The 22058-nt window shown below is 37.3% G+C and carries 26 protein-coding genes; 20 read left to right on the top strand and 6 right to left on the bottom strand.

What is annotated here, in order from left to right:
• Positions 1-220: 220 nt before the first annotated feature.
• From JGH11_RS00005 to JGH11_RS00015, 3 genes are read right to left on the bottom strand one after another with little or no spacing between them, the layout of a single operon-like run.
• A complete protein-coding gene (locus JGH11_RS00005) occupies positions 221-1177 on the bottom strand; it encodes a hypothetical protein (RefSeq protein WP_201109507.1) in 957 nt (318 codons plus the stop codon).
• A gap of 34 nt (positions 1178-1211) precedes the next feature.
• Positions 1212-2339 carry a hypothetical protein gene (locus tag JGH11_RS00010; RefSeq protein ID WP_201109508.1) on the bottom strand — a complete coding sequence of 376 codons (1128 nt, stop codon included), beginning with the start codon at positions 2337-2339 and terminating at the stop codon, positions 1212-1214.
• 18 nt (positions 2340-2357) lie between these two features.
• Positions 2358-3524, bottom strand: a complete 1167-nt coding sequence (locus JGH11_RS00015) for an exo-beta-N-acetylmuramidase NamZ domain-containing protein (protein WP_201109509.1) — start codon at positions 3522-3524, stop codon at positions 2358-2360.
• A 76-nt stretch (positions 3525-3600) separates the two neighbouring features.
• Here JGH11_RS00015 and JGH11_RS00020 point away from each other — a divergent pair, with 76 nt between their 5' ends.
• The 3 genes from JGH11_RS00020 (at position 3601) to JGH11_RS00030 (ending at position 5299) form a co-directional block, all read left to right on the top strand.
• On the top strand, positions 3601-4137 hold the full coding sequence (locus JGH11_RS00020; protein ID WP_201109510.1) for an HD domain-containing protein: 537 nt from the start codon (positions 3601-3603) through the stop codon (positions 4135-4137).
• Positions 4138-4169: 32 nt separating this feature from the next.
• Positions 4170-4667: an outer membrane beta-barrel protein gene (locus JGH11_RS00025; protein WP_201109511.1), complete on the top strand. Its 498-nt coding sequence runs from the start codon at positions 4170-4172 to the stop codon at positions 4665-4667.
• A gap of 167 nt (positions 4668-4834) precedes the next feature.
• Positions 4835-5299: a hypothetical protein gene (locus JGH11_RS00030; RefSeq protein WP_201109512.1), complete on the top strand. Its 465-nt coding sequence runs from the start codon at positions 4835-4837 to the stop codon at positions 5297-5299.
• A 19-nt stretch (positions 5300-5318) separates the two neighbouring features.
• On the opposite strand, the gene JGH11_RS00035 is transcribed toward JGH11_RS00030, so the two are convergent.
• Positions 5319-5912 carry a MarC family protein gene (locus JGH11_RS00035; RefSeq protein WP_201109513.1) on the bottom strand — a complete coding sequence of 198 codons (594 nt, stop codon included), beginning with the start codon at positions 5910-5912 and terminating at the stop codon, positions 5319-5321.
• A 200-nt stretch (positions 5913-6112) separates the two neighbouring features.
• Here JGH11_RS00035 and JGH11_RS00040 point away from each other — a divergent pair, with 200 nt between their 5' ends.
• Complete coding sequence (locus JGH11_RS00040) at positions 6113-6976, top strand: nitroreductase family protein (RefSeq protein ID WP_236263810.1); 864 nt, start codon at positions 6113-6115, stop codon at positions 6974-6976.
• A gap of 84 nt (positions 6977-7060) precedes the next feature.
• Positions 7061-9007, top strand: coding sequence for an NAD(+) synthase (locus tag JGH11_RS00045; protein WP_201109514.1), 1947 nt, complete (start codon positions 7061-7063; stop codon positions 9005-9007).
• A gap of 69 nt (positions 9008-9076) precedes the next feature.
• Here the strand turns inward: JGH11_RS00045 and JGH11_RS00050 are convergent, their stop codons facing one another.
• Together JGH11_RS00050 and JGH11_RS00055 are read right to left on the bottom strand one after the other, a co-directional pair.
• The gene (locus JGH11_RS00050) at positions 9077-10060 is read right to left on the bottom strand and encodes an alpha/beta hydrolase (protein WP_201109515.1); all 984 of its coding nucleotides are present in this window, start codon (positions 10058-10060) and stop codon (positions 9077-9079) included.
• A 133-nt stretch (positions 10061-10193) separates the two neighbouring features.
• Complete coding sequence (locus tag JGH11_RS00055) at positions 10194-11420, bottom strand: MFS transporter (RefSeq protein ID WP_201109516.1); 1227 nt, start codon at positions 11418-11420, stop codon at positions 10194-10196.
• A gap of 401 nt (positions 11421-11821) precedes the next feature.
• On the opposite strand from JGH11_RS00055, the gene JGH11_RS00060 reads away from it, so the two are divergent.
• From JGH11_RS00060 to rpsQ, 15 genes are all read left to right on the top strand, one after another.
• Positions 11822-13234, top strand: a complete 1413-nt coding sequence (locus tag JGH11_RS00060) for an OmpP1/FadL family transporter (protein ID WP_201109517.1) — start codon at positions 11822-11824, stop codon at positions 13232-13234.
• 382 nt (positions 13235-13616) lie between these two features.
• Entirely contained in the window at positions 13617-14030 is a 414-nt protein-coding gene (rpsL, locus tag JGH11_RS00065) for a 30S ribosomal protein S12 (protein WP_201109518.1), read from the top strand.
• A 163-nt stretch (positions 14031-14193) separates the two neighbouring features.
• Positions 14194-14670, top strand: coding sequence for a 30S ribosomal protein S7 (rpsG, locus tag JGH11_RS00070; protein ID WP_201109519.1), 477 nt, complete (start codon positions 14194-14196; stop codon positions 14668-14670).
• A gap of 26 nt (positions 14671-14696) precedes the next feature.
• Positions 14697-16823: an elongation factor G gene (gene fusA, locus JGH11_RS00075; RefSeq protein WP_201109520.1), complete on the top strand. Its 2127-nt coding sequence runs from the start codon at positions 14697-14699 to the stop codon at positions 16821-16823.
• Positions 16824-16910: 87 nt separating this feature from the next.
• Positions 16911-17216: a 30S ribosomal protein S10 gene (gene rpsJ / locus JGH11_RS00080; RefSeq protein ID WP_006841785.1), complete on the top strand. Its 306-nt coding sequence runs from the start codon at positions 16911-16913 to the stop codon at positions 17214-17216.
• 37 nt (positions 17217-17253) lie between these two features.
• Positions 17254-17868 carry a 50S ribosomal protein L3 gene (gene rplC / locus JGH11_RS00085; protein WP_201109521.1) on the top strand — a complete coding sequence of 205 codons (615 nt, stop codon included), beginning with the start codon at positions 17254-17256 and terminating at the stop codon, positions 17866-17868.
• Complete coding sequence (rplD, locus tag JGH11_RS00090) at positions 17868-18497, top strand: 50S ribosomal protein L4 (RefSeq protein WP_201109522.1); 630 nt, start codon at positions 17868-17870, stop codon at positions 18495-18497. The genes rplC and rplD overlap by 1 nt, the downstream gene beginning before the upstream one ends.
• A gap of 10 nt (positions 18498-18507) precedes the next feature.
• A complete protein-coding gene (gene rplW, locus JGH11_RS00095) occupies positions 18508-18801 on the top strand; it encodes a 50S ribosomal protein L23 (RefSeq protein WP_201109523.1) in 294 nt (97 codons plus the stop codon).
• A 7-nt stretch (positions 18802-18808) separates the two neighbouring features.
• Positions 18809-19633: a 50S ribosomal protein L2 gene (gene rplB, locus JGH11_RS00100; protein WP_201109524.1), complete on the top strand. Its 825-nt coding sequence runs from the start codon at positions 18809-18811 to the stop codon at positions 19631-19633.
• Positions 19634-19657: 24 nt separating this feature from the next.
• Positions 19658-19927 (top strand): 30S ribosomal protein S19, encoded by a 270-nt coding sequence (gene rpsS / locus JGH11_RS00105; RefSeq protein WP_006800257.1) that lies wholly within the window; start codon positions 19658-19660, stop codon positions 19925-19927.
• 44 nt (positions 19928-19971) lie between these two features.
• Complete coding sequence (gene rplV, locus JGH11_RS00110) at positions 19972-20379, top strand: 50S ribosomal protein L22 (protein WP_201109525.1); 408 nt, start codon at positions 19972-19974, stop codon at positions 20377-20379.
• A 6-nt stretch (positions 20380-20385) separates the two neighbouring features.
• Positions 20386-21138 carry a 30S ribosomal protein S3 gene (rpsC, locus tag JGH11_RS00115; RefSeq protein ID WP_201109526.1) on the top strand — a complete coding sequence of 251 codons (753 nt, stop codon included), beginning with the start codon at positions 20386-20388 and terminating at the stop codon, positions 21136-21138.
• Positions 21139-21159: 21 nt separating this feature from the next.
• Positions 21160-21591, top strand: a complete 432-nt coding sequence (gene rplP / locus JGH11_RS00120; RefSeq protein WP_006800254.1) for a 50S ribosomal protein L16 — start codon at positions 21160-21162, stop codon at positions 21589-21591.
• Between the two features lie 5 nt (positions 21592-21596).
• Positions 21597-21794 carry a 50S ribosomal protein L29 gene (rpmC, locus tag JGH11_RS00125; RefSeq protein ID WP_029903257.1) on the top strand — a complete coding sequence of 66 codons (198 nt, stop codon included), beginning with the start codon at positions 21597-21599 and terminating at the stop codon, positions 21792-21794.
• A gap of 6 nt (positions 21795-21800) precedes the next feature.
• On the top strand, positions 21801-22058 hold the full coding sequence (gene rpsQ, locus JGH11_RS00130) for a 30S ribosomal protein S17 (protein WP_006800252.1): 258 nt from the start codon (positions 21801-21803) through the stop codon (positions 22056-22058).

A 22058-nucleotide genomic window follows, 5' to 3' on the forward strand; every position in this document is an offset into this window, starting at 1 on the left:
ATCAAAGATAGATGTTTTTTAGTTACAAATAATGAGTTATATTAGAGAAAAGATATAGATAGTTATCACTCTCTTCTCTAAAAAGTAAGAACGCAATATAATTTTAACTAAAAGGTGACAAAAGTGTACAGGTTTTGCTCATTTTTCAGATCTCTTCAGATATTTATCTGACAACCTAGTTCTCCAAATATCTATAGATAAATTAATTGGAATAAAATTATTATTTCTTTAAGTTTTCTAATTGCTCTTTTGTAATATAAATGTGCTTCTTCCCTTTCATACGAGCTTCGCTGAATGCGGATTGAATGTCCGAGTCCAGAAATTTACCTCGAGAGTATTCCTCTATTTCAGTTAAAGATATTTGTATATTTTCATCAGGAAGTGTTACATTTTCAGGGTTGTTGTTATTCGTGGTCGATAATTCTGATTCTTCTTCGGCAGGTTCTTGTTTTTCAAGTGTTGGAACAGAAGGTATAATAACTAACGGTTCTTCGTATACATATGAAGGCTCCTCTTCTTTTATTGATTCCTCTTCTCTTGTGTAAGCTCTTTCTTCTTTTGTTGTATCTACAATCTGAATTTCTATATTTGTAATAGTATCCCGATCCTGATCTAATCCAGTATAATCTTCTACATAAGGGGACTGAAGATGTTCTTCCAAGATATTTTCATTTACGGCTAGTATTTCGTCCAATAGGAGTGCTAGTTCTTCGATTTTTTCCAGTTCTATGTTGTACAGATCGTCCAGATCTATTGAGGTAACATGTTGACCGGACTCAGCTTCTTTTGCCAAAATACGTGCTTCGTTGAAACAGCTTATAAAGATAACCGGTTTTTGGGGTAAGGTAGTAAAGAGATTCAGTGCAATTGTACTATTCTCTAACTTCTTTACAACGTAGTCTTTGAGTTTATCGTAAGATAGTCGGTATACAGTATTGGGATCACAGATAACAATAAACTCTTTATCTCGTCTGTTCAGAGCAAAGAGGTAAAGGTTTACAGAGCTTTCGACAATCATATTCGCCGAAAAATCGCTATATCTATTCAAAACATTCCTTAGAGGAATATCACTTATGCTTTCAGGGCTACTTATTGGCCCTTGCTTGGGTTCATTGTAAGCATTTACCAACTTGAAGATGATAGATAATACAGCAATAATAATTAAAATCGTACTCATTGTAAATATTCTATATCATTAATAAACAACCGGATCAGTCTTTGTTGATAATTAAAGCCCTTACCAATTTATTTTCATTTAGCTCTATTTCAGCACGACTGCCAGAAACTGTTTTCTTGGTTTTACCCGTTGTGTAATTCGTTTCTATATTCAAGTGCATATTACTGATAAAATATATGTTGTTATTATCCTTTATTACTTGCAAAGAATCTAACTGAGGCGAATAAGAAACGCTTTTTATTCTATCCTTTTTATGATTCGTCTTTATTGAATCTGCTATTGCCGTATTCTCTTGGTTATGTGATTTGTTAAATATATTCAATATTGGTGCTGTTTTTTTCTGTATCTCTTTTTTATTAACAGAAGTCAGTGCTTTAAAAAAGTCGGATATCAGTACTTTAACCTCTTTTAGTTCCTCTCCTTCTATGATTTTGAGCTGACTAAGATAATCAAATTTTTGTTGCGCAATGTCAAGATACTCTCCTATATAACGGCCTATTTTTACATTATCTATATATGCTTTATAAGCATCAGCCGTATTTTGGTTTAGTGCTTCAATCCAGCAAAGAGAATCTATCGCTTGCTTGATTTCGCGGGTGTAAGGCGTTTCAGGATGGTCGGTAAGAAAGCTGAAGAGAGCATTTATATTTTTAGAATTACGTAGTTGTTGCCATTCTTTGCGTTCATCCTCTCGTAGTTCCATTATTTTGTTGTGAGCTTCAATACTATATTTCCCTTCTGGATATTGAACCAGATATTTGGCATAGCTCAAGGGCGTATTCTCCACTATACATTTGTTCCAATAGGCTATTTCTGTTTCTTCCGCACTCTTGTTTTGTAAAAGAATATAGGAACCTATTCCACCTATTAGAACCATAAGAACAGCTCCTGCAAGGAGGAAAATAATTGATTTTTTATTGCTTTTTACCGGATGGTCATCGTTCGCCCCCTTTTCAGTAACTTCCGCCTCACTTGATTCTTCGATTGTTTCATCTGTTATTGACTCATTTATTTCCGGTAAAGAAGTCTCATTTCCCTCTATATGAGATAGTAATTCTTCTGGATATGCATTTTTTGCAATTTCCTGACAGTCGCTACAAAAAGTTTCTCCTTCTTGTCTATCTTTCCCGCAAAGCGGACATTTTTTATCAATATCAGACATATCTTCTATTTTTATGAGTTAATTCTCCGGATACAACAAATATTTCTTTCGCATTGTTTTGTAAGTATTCAGATCATTTTCCCAATTTTTGTAAATCATTTCCTTTGAACCTCCCTTTAGTATTTGTAACCTGAGGGAGTTTGTTCCTGCGAGTAAATCCATAAATTCAGGATTTGTGAAGAAGGCGGCTCCTTGTCCCGATTTGTGATAGAAATCGATTAAAAAGCTTAAGTCTATACCTCTAGATAATGATTTGTAATCTCTCAAATCTTTTCCATAACAAGTTTTATTGAGATTTAATGGGCTTTTATTACCTTCATTAGATTGCGGCGTAAAGTTGAACACTCCATACTTCTTGTTAGGAGCACCTATTACTTGAAATGGAAAGTCTGTACCTCGTCCGACACTTACATTAGTAGCCTCAAAAAAGCATAACGATGGGTATAGATAAATTGACTGGTCGTTAGGTAGGTTTGGAGAAGGTTTTATGGGTAATGAATAAGATTGCCCGTGTTTCCAACCTATCATAGGTATTACTTTCAAATTGCATTTTGTCTTATTTTTCAGCCAGCCTTCTCCATTGATCATTTCGGCCAACTCTCCTATTGTCAGCCCATGAAGTATGGGAATAGGATGCATCCCTACAAACGATTTATATTTGAGATCGAGAACCGGGCCGTCAATTTGGTCGTTCGGATTGGGACGATCGAGGACGATACATTGTTTGTTGTTTTCGGCACAAGCTTCCAACACATAATGCATAGTGCTGATATAAGTATAGAACCGAGCTCCCACATCTTGTATGTCAAAAATGATAATATCGACATCATTTAACTGTTCGGTCGAAGGTTTATAATTTTTTCCATATAATGAAATTAGAGGGATTCCGGTTCTACTGTCTTTTCCATCCACAATTTTTTCTCCTGCATCGGCATCTCCTCTGAAACCATGTTCGGGTGCAAATATTTTGACAATATGAGTGTTGCGTGATAATAACGCATCCAGGATATGTGTTCCATCGGATAATATAGACGTTTGGTTTATTACCAAGGCAACCTTTTTATTTTGGGTAAAAGATAATAACTGATCTAATCTATCTGCTCCAAGAGTTAAGTTTTGAGCAAAAACTATTATATTTGAGCTGCAAATTAAAAATATGAAGAGTGAAAGACAGAGCTTTTTCATTATAAATTTGTTTTGGGAAAGTAAAGTTATTATACAAACTTACATATTTTTTATATTAATATAGATATAATTCAAAATGAATACATTGGCTATCATCGAAAATTATTACAAAAAAGGCTCCGATTTATACGATATTCTTATTCAGCATAGTGCAGATGTGATGAATAAAGCAGTTTCTATGGCAGAAGCCCATCCTGAACTGGACGTTGATATCCAATTCGTGAAAGAAGCTGCTATGCTGCATGATATAGGTATCTTCCTTACCAATGCACCGTCTATAAAGTGTTTTGGTACGGCCCCTTATGTTTGTCATGGATATCTTGGACACGATCTGTTGCTTAAGTTGGGATATCCGAAGCATGCTTTGGTCTGTGAACGGCATACAGGGGTAGGGATATCATTGGACGAAATATTAAAAACAGATATGCCTTTGCCTCATCGTGATATGCGACCCGTAAGTATTGAAGAGCAACTCATCTGCTTTGCAGATTGCTTCTTTTCCAAAACACAAATTGGTGAAGAAAGATCTCCCGAAAAAGTGAAACACAGCTTATCCAAATTTGGTAAAGATTCGGTGAGACAATTTGAAAAATGGTGTGCTCTATTTCTATAACTCAATAATTTTGAACTACAAATTAGTTATTTATGAAGAAAATCTTAACAACATTACTTTTTTGCTTTACGATTGCAATAAGTGTTTACTCTCAGGATCAAACTGAAAAATTCTCTCTAGCGGGTAACCTCAATTATGGTACTAAAGTAGAGTCTATCGGTATTGGCCTACGTGCCCAATATGGATTTACAGAGCATTTGAGAGGTACAGCAGAATATAAATATTATGTAGATCGACATAATCTTAGTGCATGGGGTGTTAATGCTGATGGACACTATGTATTTGGAGTCTCAGAAACAGTATCCCTATATCCGATAGCCGGAGTGAACTATACTCGTTGGACATATGATCCCGGACGTTCCAATGGTCTTGGTTATAAATATAGCGATAATCGTCTCGGGCTAAATATTGGGTTTGGTGGGCAAGTAAACGTAGCTGAAAATTCTTTTATACAGATCGAAGCAAAAGAGGCCTTGATAAAGAATTATTCTCAGTTTGTGCTTTCTGTTGGGTTTATGTACCAATTCTAAGAAAATATTTATTAGTTTATTTATATAGGATAACCCTGATTGGGGTTATCTTTTTTTGTGTGAAAACACAAGAAAATGCTTAAACAAATTGATATCTCTAAATGTTTTTATTATGTATAGTTTTATAATGGCCATTATAAAACTACATTATAAAACCTTAGTAGTATATGAGCAAGACAATTCTATCCGTAACCATTATCAGTTTTCTTCTCTGTGCATGCTCTTCGGAGAAAAAAAAAGATGAAAAATTAGCGGTTGGTATATCTGCTTTGATGCAAGCCGGAAGTACGCCCGTCATGATTCCTTCAGAACAAGGAATTGTTAGATTGAGTGTGGTTAATGGAAAGGGCAAAACTAATATTCGGAAGAAAAAGAATCAAACCATACGTCTTGAATTTGAATCGAAAGATAATAAAAGTATATCTGCCAAAATTTTCTCAAAGGATTCTCTTGCAAATATCAGATTCTCACAAATTATATTGCCGAATGGAGACCGTGACGGTCCATTTGGAACAAATTTGAATTATAAAATTTACTCAAATGGGATATACAGGTTATTGATTAATGAAGATATGGTAGACGGCAGCTCTTGGGGAGGGGTTTTTGAGGTGGAAGTCTCTTTACTCAAATAGTTGCTTCTATACTTTCCTCCTATTGTAGGCTGTTCAGTAATGCGTTTATATTTGATGTGAATAACCCTACTGCAATTGCCATTACAATGACCCCGAAAAATTTACGCAATACATATACCCCGCCGATTCCTAATATTTTTTCTACTACATTTAGATATTTTAGTACCAGATAAACAATTATCATATTCAGGAATAGTGCTATAATAATATTTGACACGTCATATTCTGCACGCATAGACAATAGAACTGTAAATGTTCCCGGTCCGGCGATCAATGGAAATACTATCGGAACAAGAGTCTTGGAGCCTCCCGGAGCATCGTTTTTGAAAACCTCCACACCGAATATCATTTCTATGGATATGATGAAGATAACAAGTGCACCGGCTACGGCAAATGACGATACATCTACATTAAATAGTTTTAATATCCAATTTCCGACAAATAAAAAGGCCGTCATTATAATAAATGAATAGATGGCAGCTTGTAACGGATTTACATCTCTGCCTTCTCCTTTGAAACTAAGGAATATAGGGATTGATCCTGATACGTCGATCAGAACGAATAATATGACAAATGCACTAAATATTTGAACCAGGCTTATGTTTAATTCCATAGAATGGGCTTTTTAAATTATAAACAAAGGTATATATTTTTGATTCATGAAAAAACTGATAAACAACATAAAAACTTTAGTAAATTTGCGTCATCTTTTATGTTTTTTATCCAACCGCAAAAAGGATAAAGATGATAGAAAATATACAGTATTTTGATATTATTATTTACCTTTAATTTTTAAATAGAGAGTGTGAAGCAATGATAAATATTGATATTGAAAATGATAGCTGCATAAAGTGTGGGAGATGTGTGAAAGTATGCCCTACTGTAATATTCGGACAGGAAACAGCCAAATCGGAAGTTGATATACATCATATCGAAACATGTATAAGCTGTGGGCACTGTGTATCTGTCTGTCCTACCGGATCGGTTATTCATTCAGATTTTCCACCTCAAAAAGTACACAAAATAGACGCTGACCTACTGGCTTCCCCCGAACAAGTAATGGCGCTTATCAAATCGCGACGTTCTTATCGGGCGTTTTCAAAGCAAGCTATACCTATAGAGGTGTTGGAACAAATACTTGAAGCGGCTCACTCTGCCCCTACGGCGGAGAATCTCCAGCAAGTTCAGTTTACATTAGTAACAGATCCCGAAGTACTTCATAAAGTTTCAGCAGCTACAATCAGTATTTTTTCTTCGATAGTAACGAAAGTATATAATCCTTTGATAAAACCGCTTGTAAAGCTTGTTAATCCCGAAGGGTATAAGCAAGTATCGCATCTACGGGATTTGGTTGATGACTTTACTAATGCGAAAAAAGATAGGATACTACGGGGATCAACAGCTTTGATACTTATCCATACCCCAAAGGACGTCCGTTTTGGTCGTCAAGATGCCAATCTGGCCTACCAGAATGGTTCTCTAATGGCCGAAAGTCTTGGCGTTGGTCAGTTTTATACTGGTTTTATTTGTGCTGCATCCGATATGGTTAAGAAAAGCCCGGTTGCAAAACTATTAAATATAGAAGGAACAATTCATGCAGGTATGGCACTCGGTATGCCAACGTTTGAATATCCTAACTATGTAAATAAAAAGGATATTGTAATAACTAGATTTTAAAAGTATAGGCATAATAAAGCGAAGATGACTTTAATATGAAATGTGTATTTTTATAAAGTCTATTGAAAAAAATGAATTATCTATATGAATAATTACGGATTTATACGAGTTGCAGCAGCGAGCCCTTCTCTAAAGGTCGCAGATTGCGATTATAATACAACTGAAATAATTAAACAGATAAATGAAGCGGAAAGCAGGGGGGCTTCTGTAATCGCATTTCCCGAATTGTGTATTACGGCTTATACTTGTGGAGATCTGTTTCTTCAGAGGTTACTTTTTGAAAAGGCTCAGAACTCTTTATTGCGGATATGTGATGCTACAAGAGAGCTATCGGTAATTGTTGTCGTTGGTTTACCGATTGAGGTATCGAATAGGCTATATAATATGGCTGTTGTAGTTAGTGAAGGATTTATACGTGGAGCAGTGCCTAAAACTTTTCTTCCTAATTATAATGAGTTTTATGAAAAACGTTGGTTTTCTTCTTCGGACGAATTGTTGGAATCAACAATCTCACTTTGTGAGCAGTCTGTTCCTGTTGGGGTAAAACAGATATTTAGAACTGAGAATTTCAATTTTGCAATCGAGATATGTGAAGATTTATGGACACCAATACCACCATCGAGTCTTTCTTCTCTGAATGGGGCGGATATTATAATTAATCTATCGGCAAGTAATGAGACTACAGGAAAACACATTTACCGGAAATCGTTAGTGAGCCAACAGTCTGCCCGATGTATCGGTGGATATGTGTACGCTGCCGCCGGAAATGGGGAGTCTACGACAGATATAATTTTTGCCGGAAGCAGTATGATCGCCGAAAATGGTTCTATATTAGCAGAAGCCGAACGATTTTCATTCGATAGTCAGTTAATATTTGCAGATATAGATATTGAACGATTGAGGAACGATAGGTTAAAGAATAAGTCATTTTCTTTATCTGAATACAAATTATTAAATGGTCTTGACTTTAAGGCGATAGATATTCGAGGTAAAAACAGACAAGCCGAACGTGTTTTAGAATTGAATCGTTATATCTCTCCAACTCCTTTTGTTCCTGCTCAAGATTCTACCCTTGACGAACGCTGTAATGAAATATTTTCGATACAGGTAGGTGGGTTGGCAAAGCGATTGCTTCATACTAATAGCAAAACAGCAGTGATAGGAGTGTCCGGTGGGCTGGATTCTACTTTGGCTTTATTGGTATTGATCAAAACCTTCGATAAATTGAATATTCCTCGCGAAGGTATTTATGGTATAACTATGCCGGGTTTCGGAACTACCGGACGCACATATAACAATGCAATTAAACTGATGGAATCCTTGGGGATTACCATTCGGGAAATATCAATAGCTGATGCGGTCACTCAGCATTTCAAAGATATAGATCATGATAAGAACATACATGATGTAACTTTTGAGAATTCGCAGGCTAGAGAACGTACTCAGATATTGATGGATTATGCAAATAAAGTGAACGGACTTGTAATTGGTACAGGGGATTTATCTGAATTAGCTCTTGGATGGTGTACTTATAATGGTGACCATATGTCGATGTATGCTGTAAATACGGGAATACCCAAAACACTTGTGCGTACTTTGGTCTCTTGGGTTGCCAGTACACATATGGACAACACCTCAAAGGTTATTTTGGAAGATATTGTAGATACGCCTGTAAGTCCTGAATTGCTACCAGCTGCTGAAGACGGGAGCATTTTGCAAAAGACAGAAGATGTGGTAGGGCCTTATGTCCTACATGATTTCTTTCTGTATTATGTACTTCGTTTTGGTTTTTCGCCGGCTAAGATTTTTTATTTGGCAAAGTATGCTTTCAAAGGACAATATGAACATGAGGAAATATTGAAATGGTTAAGAACCTTCTTTTGGCGTTTCTTTTCGCAGCAATTTAAGCGATCTTGTTTACCAGACGGGCCAAAGGTGGGCTCTATAAATTTATCTCCTCGTGGTGATTGGCGGATGCCTAGCGATGCGTCTTCAGTTTTGTGGATGAAGGAATTGGATATGTTGAAATAAACGATTTGTATTGTTATTATAATAAAGGGCTTACTTTATCAGTAAGCCCTTTCTGTATGAGAAATATACTTATTCTAAATGTTTTTTTAGCATGGCAGCCGAGAATGTTATCATATCTTTTGTAGGCTGTATATCTGCAAAACCATTCAGTAAACCCCAGTCGTGGATTACACCATTGAAACGAACGGAAGTTACAGGTACTCCTGCTTCGTCAAGATTCCGGCCTAAAGTTTCGGCACCGTCTCTCAATATGTCGTTTTCGGCGACTTCGATAAGTGTAGGAGGTAGTCCTTTCAGTTGTTCTTTTGTTGCTCGCATTGGAGACACATAGATATTATCCCATTCAGCTTTTTCGTTAACATAGTTGTCTCGCATCCATTCCATTAATGGTGTGGTGAGAAATCTTTGATCACCAAACTTTTTATAAGATTCGAAATTTATTCCTGCATCGCTATACGGCCATAGTAATATTTGATATTTAATTTTAGGCCCTTTTTTTTCTTTGGCTCTTATACATGTTCCTATTGCCATATTGCCGCCAACGCTATTGCCAACGATTGCTAGTTTTTTACTATCTACATTAATTTCACTACCATGCTGAGCAACCCATTTGGTTGCCGCATATATTTCATCCAGCGCCTGAGGAAACTTTGCTTCAGGAGATCGTGTATATTCCACAAAGATACAAGCGAAGCCCGATTCTATTACAAGGTCCCGAACAAGGCGTTTATGAGTTGGATAATCTCCTAGTACCCATCCTCCTCCATGTAAGAAAATAAAAACAGGTAGTTTTTTCTTTTTACCTTTTGGGCGTATAATCACAAGTTCAACAGATAGTCCTTCCGATTGGATAGTCTTATACGTTTCTTTAATTCCCGATAATTTTACCTTCACAGATGATTGTACTTCTTCCAAAACTTTTCTAGCTTCGGTAGGAGGTAGTGATTCTACAGGGGTATCACCAGAGTTTAACACTTTAAGATATTCTTTTGTGTCTGTGCCTAGGAGCTTGTCCTCTAAATAATTAATAGGAGTACTAGTCTTCTTGCCCATGATTTTTATGTTTTTAGAAGTTTACTAAATGACCTTAGTTATATAGTTAAAAACATATATATCAAAAGATAAGTTCATATATTGTGTAGTAGTTGAATATTAGGAGGCGAGAAGTTGGGCTGCAAGCGCTTTATTATTCTTTGATTCCTTTGGTCGAGTGTCCTAGTTTCTTGATCGCAGGTGTAAATAAGGCGATTATCCCAATTGCAAGGGTTGCAACTCCTGCAATGATAAAAGCATTTAATAGTCCTATCCCTTCTGCTATGTATCCGGTGGCTAATAATCCCGGGATTGTGGGGAGCAAGCTGACGCTGTCATAAATTGAGAATACTCTTCCAAGTGCAGATGGTTCTATTTTTGTTTGTAATATGACTGTAAATGAACTCCAATATATTGAGCCTTGTATCCCTGTAAATGCAGTGAGGATTACGAATAGTACAAAACCCGATACGGGAAGGATTCCCATTAACCAGAATGTTATTCCTAATGCGATAGCCACAATATTCATGCAAAGGACTTTATTTGCTGTTTTCATGTATTTAAGGCTTAAGATCGCTCCGCCTATAAGCATGCCCACTCCCCATGACGTTTCTACTATTCCCATTTGATAGGCATTCCCTCCAAAATAGCTTGTTGTCATCAAAGGGTATAAAGCAGAGATAGGTACAACAAAGAAAGTAACACCCGTAACTGCGATTAAAAGGTAGGTGACTCCCTTGTTTATGAAGAGGTGCTTTATACCTTCCTTAATTTCGAGCCATACATTTGGTTCGATATCTTTTTTCTTTTCAGGATTAGGGATATGGACAAATAGCAATGATGTACAGGCTATTGCTGCCCCAATGACATCCAGCAGCATAACCAGTGTCATATTGAATAATGAAATTATTACAGCTCCCAAGGCTGGCCCTGCAATGTTGCTGATCGATTGAATCATTTGATTGATTCCGGCTATACGCATCAATTCACTTTCCGGAGCAAGTAAGGGAACAGATGCTTGCATCGCCGGCATATGAAAGGCACTCCCTGCCGAGCGCAAGGCTAATAATAGATATATGAGCCATAGTGGAGTTATATCGAGATAGAATAAGATGCCGAGCCCAGCGGAACAGATCGCAACAAAGCTGTCGGCGAGAATCATTGTCCGCTTCCGATCCCATCGGTCTACATATACTCCGGTAAATAGCCCTAAGACGATGAAAGGCAGCAATGTTGCAATCATTGCATAGGCTAAAACTTCAGGAGATTCTGTTTTTATACTTAGCCAAAATACAACTGCAAACCCTACAATAGAACTACTTAATGTAGAGAAAAGCTGCCCACTCCATATAATAGCAAATGTCCGTTTCCAATTATTCATAAGTCAATTTGCTCTTGAATATCCTCATATAAGGATAGTTTCATATTGGTTTTATATAGACTGTATCAATTATTGAAAGATGTCTATAAACAAGTCGCGTGCAAAATTATAATTTTTTAGTCTGTTGTTAAGTAAATAATTTGATAATAAATAATAATGTAAGTGTTGTTTCGATTATGTGGTCTGGTTATTCTTGTAAGATTATTAAAACAGGAGTCTCTTTTCTTGATTTAAGTAGTTAGCCTATAGAATATTATGCTATTGAAGTATTATAATAATAGTTGCATATGCAATAATTGTTTGACTACTAATATTTTATATATTTATTTTTAACGTAGTTTCTTTTGAAACTAATTTATTAGGTCTATCTTTGTGCCCTTATTTAACTAATTTTATATACGATGAATAAAATAAAGCTTGTGGTATCGGCTTTGCTTTCTTTAAGCTCTTTCACTTCAGTCTTTGCAGGTGGAATATTGACTAATACAAATCAAAGTGCCAGATTTGCCCGTCTCATGGCTCTTGAAGCTTCAACCAGTGGTGCAGATATAGCTTACTATAATCCTGCGGGGACAATAAAATTATCTGAAGGATTTCATTTTACATTTAGTAATCAAAGTGCTTTTCAGAAGCGTATTATAAATGCATCATCTCCTTTTTTTGCAGGGTCTATAGATCAGCAATTGAATAAAGAATATATAGGGACAGCTTCAGCTCCGATTATACCGAGTTTGCAAGGGGTTTACAGAAAAGGACAGTGGGCCTTATCGGGTAGCATCGCTGTAACAGGTGGTGGAGGCAAAGCTACTTTTAATAATGGTTTACCAATGTTTGAAATGGGTGCTGCACAAGTGCCGATGCTTATTTCGAAATTGACAAACGGTGCAATGCAGCCAACGCGCTATGCTATAGATCAATATATGGAAGGTAGTAATTTTATATATGGAGCCCAACTAGGAGGTGCTTATGAGATTAATAAGATGTTTTCTGTATATGGAGGTTTTAGATTAAGTATTGTAAATAACAAATATGAGGGTTATTTACGTAACCTACAAACAGACTTAGGCGGAGTTATGACAAGCCCATCTGCAATATTTAATAATGCCATATCCGCAATGGAACAAGCAAGTGCTTCACAAGCAGATATAAATAACCTGTATTTGCTGTCGAAAGCTGGTTCTGCTGAGGGTGCAAATTTGAATTCGAAACAATCAGGATGGGGTATCGCTCCTATTATAGGGTTCAATTTCAGTTATGACAAATTGAATATTGGTGCGAAATACGAGTTCAAAACTTCATTGAATGTAGAGAATAAAACTAAAATAGATGATACCGGAAAGAACGGAACAGGAATGTTTGGTGATGGGGTTAATAGTGATCACGATGTTCCGGCATTGTTTACTATCGGCGCTGAATATAAAATTTTACCACAATTGAGTTTGGCTGTAGGATATCACCATTTCTTCGATAAAGACGCCCAGATGGATAAAGGTAAGCAAAAGAAATTAGAGGGTGATACCAATGAATATCTTTTTGGTGCTGAGTATAAGATAAATAAAATGTTTCTTGTCAGTGCAGGCGCGCAAATTACCCGTTACGGTATGGGAGATGATTTTCAGTCAGATTTAAGTTTCTCTGTCAATTCATATTCTCTTGGTTGCGGAGGAGCAGTTAACGTGTCAAAAAGTGTACAAATAAACGTAGGTTATTTTTATACCGATTACTCAGATTATAATATAGAGACTTCCTCTATAAATAAAACATATACACGTAAGAATAAAGTGTTTACAGCAGGAATAGATATTTCTTTCTAATCTATATACACAACCGCGAGACAACATTAATAAAAGAGATGTATTTGTAGGCAGGATGGAACATTGTTCTCATCCTGCTTTTTTGTTTTTACTTATGTTTACAAGAACATAAATTATTCAATAGTCTCAAATGTATAATCTTTCTAATCCAGAATATTGAATAAAAAGAGGTCAACCTAATTATTTCAGTGCTTTTTTTTACGATTAATTTGCGTAATTAGCTGATTATGTCTACATTTGCAACCCGAATAATGCGTGAATTGGGCTTATTTTAATGGCATATCTCTGATTGTCATTGAAATAGCTTCTGTTTATCGTATTGTTCTTGAATTAAAAAATGTATAATAAAAATTGAATTTAAAGTTCTAAAGATTAAAACAAGATGCCTACAATTCAACAACTAGTAAGAAAAGGACGTACTGTTTTGGTTGAAAAGAGTAAATCTCGTGCATTGGATTCTTGCCCTCAACGTAGAGGTGTTTGTATCCGTGTATACACAACTACTCCTAAGAAACCTAACTCAGCGATGCGTAAAGTGGCACGTGTGCGTTTAACAAACTCAAAAGAGGTGAATGCTTATATTCCTGGAGAAGGACATAACTTGCAGGAGCACTCTATTGTACTTGTTAGAGGTGGCCGTGTGAAAGACCTTCCGGGTGTTCGTTATCACATTGTTCGTGGTACATTGGATACTGCCGGTGTTAACGGTCGTACACAACGTCGCTCTAAGTACGGAGCAAAACGTCCTAAACCGGGAGCAGCACCAGCTGCAGCAGCTAAAGGTAAAAAGAAATAATAACCATTAGTAGTCCCTTTAACCGAGATTTTTAATTAAAGTATTAAAACGGTTTAAGTTTATTGGATAGGCTATACATGGGTTGAGTAAATGGTTCGGCGGAACTGTTGAAGACATCAGAAAATTGGCAACCAAAAACAAAAACGAAATTTTTAAGTAAACAATGAGAAAAGCAAAACCAAAGAAAAGACAGATCCTCCCGGATCCTGTTTTCGGTGATGTAAAGGTTACAAAATTTGTTAACCACTTGATGTACGATGGTAAAAAGTCTACTGCATTCGATATCTTCTATACCGCATTGGAGATCGTGAAGAAGAAATTACCAAACGAAGAAAAGTCTGCTCTTGAGATATGGAAAGCAGCATTAGATAATGTAACTCCACAAGTAGAAGTGAAGTCTCGCCGTGTAGGTGGTGCAACATTTCAGGTTCCTACCGAAATCCGTTTCGATCGCAAAGAATCAATTTGTATGAAAAATCTTATCCTTTATGCTCGCAAGAGAGGTGGTAAGACTATGGCTGATAAATTGGGTGCTGAAATTACAGATGCATTCAATAATCAAGGAGGAGCATACAAAAGAAAAGAGGATATGCATAAAATGGCAGAAGCCAACCGTGCGTTTGCTCATTTCAGATTTTAATTAAAAAGGAATAGCTAAGTAAAACGATGGCAAAAAATACTGACAATTTAAAGAATACGAGAAATATAGGTATTATGGCTCACATTGATGCCGGTAAAACAACTACATCTGAACGTATTCTTTTCTATACAGGGTTGACTCATAAGATTGGTGAGACCCACGATGGTACGGCTACTATGGACTGGATGGACCAGGAGCAAGAGCGTGGTATCACTATTACCTCTGCGGCTACCACCACACAGTGGAAGTACGATAACGAAATGTTTAAAATCAACTTGATTGATACTCCCGGACATGTTGACTTTACTGTAGAAGTAGAGCGTTCATTGCGTGTGTTGGATGGATCGATCGCAACATTTGACTCTGTTGCAGGCGTTGAGCCTCAGTCAGAAACAGTGTGGCGTCAGGCTGATAAATATGAAGTGCCGCGTATTTGTTACGTGAATAAAATGGACCGTTCCGGAGCTAACTTCTTCGAAGTAGTTCGTCAGGTTCGTGAAATGTTGGGAGCTAATCCTTGTCCGATTCAAATACCTGTAGGTGCAGAAGAGACTTTTAAAGGAATTGTAGATCTTGTATCTATGAAAGCTTTATACTGGCATGACGAAACAATGGGAGCAGACTATCATGTTGAAGATATTCCTGCCGACCTTGTTGCTGAAGCTGAAGAGTGGAGAGAAAAAATGCTAGAAGCTGTGGCTGAATGCGATGATGTTTTGATGGAAAAATTCTTTGATGATCCATCCACAATTACCCCAGAGGAAATTATGGTTGCTATCCGTAAAGGAACGCTTTCTATGCAAATTACACCAATGCTTTGTGGTTCTTCTTTCAAGAATAAAGGAGTACAACCTTTATTAGATGCAGTTTGTGCTTACTTGCCGAGCCCACTTGATACTCCTGCTATTGAAGGAGTAGATCCTCGTGATCCTGAAAAAGTGGTTGTTCGTCACCCAAGCCCGAGCGAGCCATTCTGTGCTTTAGCTTTTAAAATTGCTACTGACCCATTCGTAGGACGTTTGTGTTTCTTCCGTGTATATTCAGGGGAGCTGCATGCCGGATCTTACGTTTATAATACCCGTTCTGACAAAAAAGAACGTATTTCTCGCCTATTCCAGATGCACTCTAACAAGCAAAACCCGAAAGAGGTAATTGGTTGTGGTGATATTGGTGCGGGAGTAGGTTTTAAAGATATCCGTACCGGAGATACACTTTGTGACGAGAATGCTCCTATTACCCTTGAGGCAATGGACTTCCCGGATCCGGTTATCGGTATAGCTATTGAGCCTCAAACTCAAAAAGATGTGGATAAGTTGGCTAATGGATTAGCTAAACTAGCTGAAGAAGATCCAACATTCCGTGTACACACAGACGAAGACTCAGGTCAAACTATCATTGAAGGTATGGGTGAGCTTCATCTTGACGTACTAATCGAACGTTTGAGACGCGAATTCAAAGTAGAGTGTAATCAAGGACGTCCTCAGGTATCTTATAAAGAAGCTATCTCACAAACTGTTGAGGTACGCGAAGTATATAAGAAACAATCCGGAGGTCGTGGTAAGTTTGCTGATATCATTGTTAAAGTTGGTCCTGCTGATGAAGGCTTCGAAGGTGAATTACAATTTATCGATGAAGTAAAAGGTGGTAATGTTCCTAAAGAATTTATACCTTCAGTTCAAAAAGGATTTGCAGTTGCAATGAAAAATGGAGTTCTAGCAGGTTATGCGCTTGATAAATTAAAAGTAGTTTTAGTTGATGGTTCTTACCATACAGTTGACTCTGACCAATTATCATTTGAACTTTGTGCTAAATTTGCATTCAAAACAGCTTCTGAAAAAGCAAGTCCTGTATTACAAGAGCCAATCATGAAACTTGAAGTAGTAACGCCGGAAGAAAGTATGGGGGATGTAATCTCAGACTTGAACAAACGTCGTGGTCAAGTTGAAGGAATGGAATCGAGCCGTTCGGGAGCACGTATTGTGAAAGCGAAAGTGCCGTTGGCAGAAATGTTTGGTTATGTGACATCATTGAGAACGATCACTTCAGGTAGAGCTACGTCAGCAATGACATTCTCTCACTACGAAGTAGTATCGCCATCAATTGCACGCCAGGTGTTGACCGAGGTTAAAGGACGTGTCGATCTGATAAAATAATATTATAGACTGCGATTAGTAAATGACTCTTAATCGCAGTCTTCTATATTTTAAATAACATTTATAAATAACTAATTAAAAAGGACAATGAGTCAAAAAATTAGAATTAAACTAAAATCTTACGATTACACATTGGTAGATAAGTCTGCTGAGAAAATCGTTAAAACAGTTAAAGCAACTGGAGCTGTAGTGAGTGGTCCAATTCCATTGCCTACACACAAACGTATTTTTACTGTAAACCGTTCAACTTTCGTTAATAAGAAATCTCGTGAACAATTTGAGCTTTCTTCTTATAAGAGATTGATCGATATTTATAGTTCTACAGCAAAAACAGTGGATGCGCTAATGAAACTTGAATTGCCAAGTGGAGTAGAAGTTGAAATTAAAGTTTGATATATTTTATACTAGTTTAAATAAATATTTTAGAGAAATGCCAGGATTATTAGGAAGAAAAATCGGAATGACATCCGTTTTCAGTGCCGAGGGAAAAAATATTCCATGCACTGTTATCGAAGTGGGTCCTTGTGTTGTTACTCAGGTTAAAACTATCGAAAAAGATGGCTATGAAGCTGTACAGCTAGGGTTTGTTGAAAAGAAAGACAAACATACTGCTAAGCCACAGCAAGGTCACTTCAAGAAAGCTGGAGTAGCTCCCCAAAGACACTTGGCCGAGTTCAAAGGAATCGAAGGTCGTAAAGCAGGAGATGTAATCACTGTCGACTTCTTCGAAGGTGCAGAGTATGTAGATGTTATTGGAACATCAAAAGGTAAGGGTTTCCAAGGGGTTGTTAAACGTCACAATTTTGGTGGAGTTGGACAAGCTACTTTAGGGCAACACAACCGTTTGCGTGCTCCAGGTTCTATTGGTGCTTGTTCATATCCAGCAAAAGTGTTCAAAGGAACAAGAATGGGTGGACAAATGGGTAACGTGCGTACAACTGTACAAAACCTTGAAATTATTAAGTTGATTCCGGAACACAATCTTTTGTTGATTAAAGGCTCTGTACCGGGAAGTAAAGGTTCAATCGTATTAATTGAGAAATAATGGAACTGAGTGTATTAGATAAAAGCGGTAAAGATACCGGTAAAAAAGTAGCATTGAATGATGCTATTTATGGAATTGAGCCTAACGAACACGTTCTTTGGTTAGATGTGAAGCAATACCTTGCAAACCAACGTCAAGGTACTCACAAAACAAAAGAAAGAAGTGAGTTGTCGGGTAGTACACGCAAGCTGATTAAGCAAAAAGGTGGAGGCGGTGCACGTCGTGGTGATATCAAATCTCCTTTATTAGTTGGCGGAGCCCGTGTTTTCGGACCTACACCTAGAGATTATAGCTTCAAATTAAATAAAAAAGTGAAACAACTAGCTCGTAAATCTGCCCTTTCTACCAAAGCAAAGGAAAATCAGATACTAGTGGTTGAAGATCTTTCTTTCGATGCTCCAAAAACTAAAGATTTTGTAGCATTAGCCAATAATTTGCAAGTGGCTGATAAAAAGATACTTCTAGTTTTGCCAGACCAAAATAAAAACGTATATTTGTCGGCTCGTAATTTAGAAAGAGTGAAAGTTGTAAAGGCTTCTGATTTAAATACTTACTCAATACTTAACTGTACAAGTTTAGTGTTGGTTGAGTCTTCGGTTGCTATTATCGATAATCTTTTAAAAGCATAAGGAGGATACAATGGGAATTATTATTAAACCAATATTGACAGAAAAACAAACAGCGATCTCGGAAAAATTTCCAAATCGTTATGGTTTTCGTGTTGCTCCAAGTGCAAATAAAGTGGAGATTAAGAATGCAATAGAAGAGCTTTATGGCGTAAAAGTTGAGTCGGTAAACACCATAAACTACAGCGGAAAACGCAAAAGCCGTTATACCAAAGCAGGTGTAATCAGCGGTAAAACTTCTGCTTTCAAAAAAGCGATAGTCACCCTAAAAGATGGTGAGAGTATAGACTTTTTTAGTAATATCTAAATAAAAAATGGCAGTACGTAAATTAAAGCCCACAACACCGGGGCAGAGACACAAAATTATTGGTACATTTCAAGAAATCACTGCAAGTGTACCAGAGAAATCTCTTGTAGTCGGCAAAAGTGCGTCTGGAGGTCGTAATAACCAAGGTAAGATGACAATGCGTTATCTTGGCGGTGGTCATAAAAGAAGCTACAGACTTATTGATTTCAAGAGAACAAAAGACGGAATACCAGCCACTGTAAAAACAATAGAATACGATCCGAATCGTTCGGCTCGTATCGCTTTGTTATATTATGCAGATGGAGCAAAAACATATATTTTGGCTCCAGAAGGACTAACGGTAGGTCAGACAGTGATGTCAGGAGCTGATGCTGCTCCTGAAGTTGGAAATGCATTGCCTTTGGCAAAAATTCCGATTGGTACAGTGATTCATAATATCGAATTACGCCCAGGACAAGGAGCTAAAATGATTCGCTCGGCAGGTACATTCGCGCAGTTGACTTCTCGTGAAGGAAACTATGCAATTATCAGAATGCCTTCAGGTGAAACACGTAAGATTCTTTTAACCTGTAAAGCTACTATTGGTAGTGTAGGTAATTCGGATCATGCTCTCGAAAAATCAGGTAAAGCCGGACGCTCTCGTTGGCTTGGACGTCGCCCTCGTAACCGTGGTGTAGTGATGAACCCAGTCGATCACCCAATGGGTGGTGGTGAAGGTCGCGCTTCGGGAGGTCACCCAAGATCACGTAAAGGATTGTATTCTAAAGGTCTTAAGACTAGAGCCCCTAAGAAACATTCTTCTAAGTACATAATCGAAAGAAGAAAAAAATAATAACCTGATTAATTAGTAGAAATTATGAGTCGTTCGTTAAAAAAAGGCCCGTATATTAATGTTAAGCTTGAGAAAAAAGTCTTGGCTATGAATGAGTCAGGCAAGAAAGCTGTAGTTAAGACATGGGCAAGGGCTTCAATGATATCTCCGGATTTTGTAGGTCATACTATCGCTGTTCATAACGGAAATAAATTTATTCCGGTATATGTTACAGAAAATATGGTAGGACACAAATTAGGAGAATTCTCCCTTACACGTACATTCCGTGGACACGGAGGTAATAAGAAAAAATAATTGGAGCAGAAGCCAATAAATTAATTAAAAGAAAACATTAAAAAATGGGTGCTAGAAAAAGAATAACAGCTGAAAAAAGAAAGGAAGCTCAGAAAACCATTTCTTTTGCCAAGTTGAACGATGTACCGACTTCCCCACGAAAAATGCGCCTAGTGGCAGATATGATTCGCGGTATGGAAGCCTTCAGAGCGCTTGGTGTATTGAAATACTCAAATAAAGAAGCTGCTGCCAGACTAGAAAAACTGTTACGTTCAGCTATCGCAAACTGGGAAGCTAAAAATGAACGTAAAGCAGAAAGTGGTGAGCTATTTGTATCGTTGATAAACGTTGATGGTGGTGCAATGCTAAAAAGAATGCGTCCTGCCCCACAAGGTAGAGGTTACAGAATTCGTAAACGCTCGAATCATGTAACTCTTCACGTAGATACACTTAATAAAGATAATCAAAATTAATAGCAGATGGGACAAAAAGTAAATCCAATAGCAAATCGTTTAGGAATCATCAGAGGATGGGACTCTAATTGGTATGGAGGCAAAAATTACGGAAGCACACTGTTGGAAGACAGCAAAATCCGTAAATATCTGAATGCCCGTCTGGCTAAAGCTAGCGTATCGCGTATCGTTATCGAACGTACACTTAAACTTGTAACTATTACAGTTTGTACTGCTCGTCCGGGTATCATCATTGGTAAAGGAGGACAAGAAGTAGACAAGCTGAAAGAAGAGTTGAAGAAAATTACGGATAAAGATATTCAAATCAATATTTTTGAAATTAAAAAACCTGAGTTAGATGCAGTTATCGTAGCTAACAATGTAGCGCGTCAGGTAGAAGGTAAAATTGCTTACCGTCGTGCTATCAAAATGGCTATCGCTTCAACTATCAGAATGGGTGCTGAAGGTATCAAAATACAGATATCAGGCCGTTTGAACGGAGCTGAAATGGCTCGTTCAGAAATGTATAAAGAAGGACGTACTCCACTTCATACATTCCGTGCCGATATCGACTATGCACATGCCGAAGCATTGACAAAAGTTGGTTTGATTGGTATTAAAGTATGGATATGCCGTGGAGAAGTTTACGGTAAGAAAGACCTAGCTCCTTCGTTTGTTGCGTCGAAAGATGGTGGCCACTCTAATAACAGAGGTGGAGATAACCGTCGTAACGATAGAGGTGAACAAGGAAAAGGTTTCAAGAGAAATAAGAGAAAGTAATTAAAAAACGTTTGAAGTAAAATGTTACAACCGAAGAAAACAAAATTCAGAAGACAGCAAAAGGGTCGTATGAAAGGAAATGCTCAAAGAGGGCATGAACTAGCTTTCGGTTCATTTGGTATCAAAACTCTGGAAAACAAATGGATTACAGGGCGCCAAATAGAAGCGGCTCGTATTGCAGTAACTCGTTACATGCAGCGTCAAGGACAAGTTTGGGTTAGAATTTTCCCTGACAAACCTATCACTAAGAAACCTGCCGAAGTACGTATGGGTAAAGGTAAGGGATCTCCTGAAGGGTTCGTTGCACCAGTGACACCAGGTAGAATACTATTCGAAATCGAAGGTGTGTCTTACGATGTGGCAAAAGAAGCATTGCGCCTAGCAGCACAAAAGCTTCCTGTGACTACAAAATTTATAGTTCGCAGAGATTATGACTTAACTCAAAACGCTTAAGAAGTATGAAAATTGCAGAAGTAAGAGAGCTTTCGGACAAAGAATTGAAAGAAAGATTAGATGCTGAAAGAATAGCATTAAACCAATTGGTGTTAAACCACAGTGTATCTCCATTGGATAATCCAACTAAGATCAAAGAAAAGCGCAGAGATATTGCACGTTTCATGACAGAGTTGCGCCAGAGAGAACTAAAAAATAAATAAGAGCTGATGGAAACGAGAAATTTAAGAAAAGAAAGATTCGGGGTCGTTTTCAGCAATAAGATGGATAAAACCATCACAGTGGCTGTAAAATGGAAAGAAAAACACCCTATTTATGGAAAATTCGTTAACAAAACGAAGAAATATCATGCTCATGACGAAAAGAACGAGTGTAATATTGGTGATACAGTACGCATCATGGAAACTCGTCCGTTGAGTAAAACTAAGAGATGGAGATTAATCGAAATTATCGAAAGGGCTAAATAA

The sequence above is a fragment of the Dysgonomonas sp. Marseille-P4677 genome, from assembly GCF_016652235.1.
Lineage (GTDB): Bacteria > Bacteroidota > Bacteroidia > Bacteroidales > Dysgonomonadaceae > Dysgonomonas.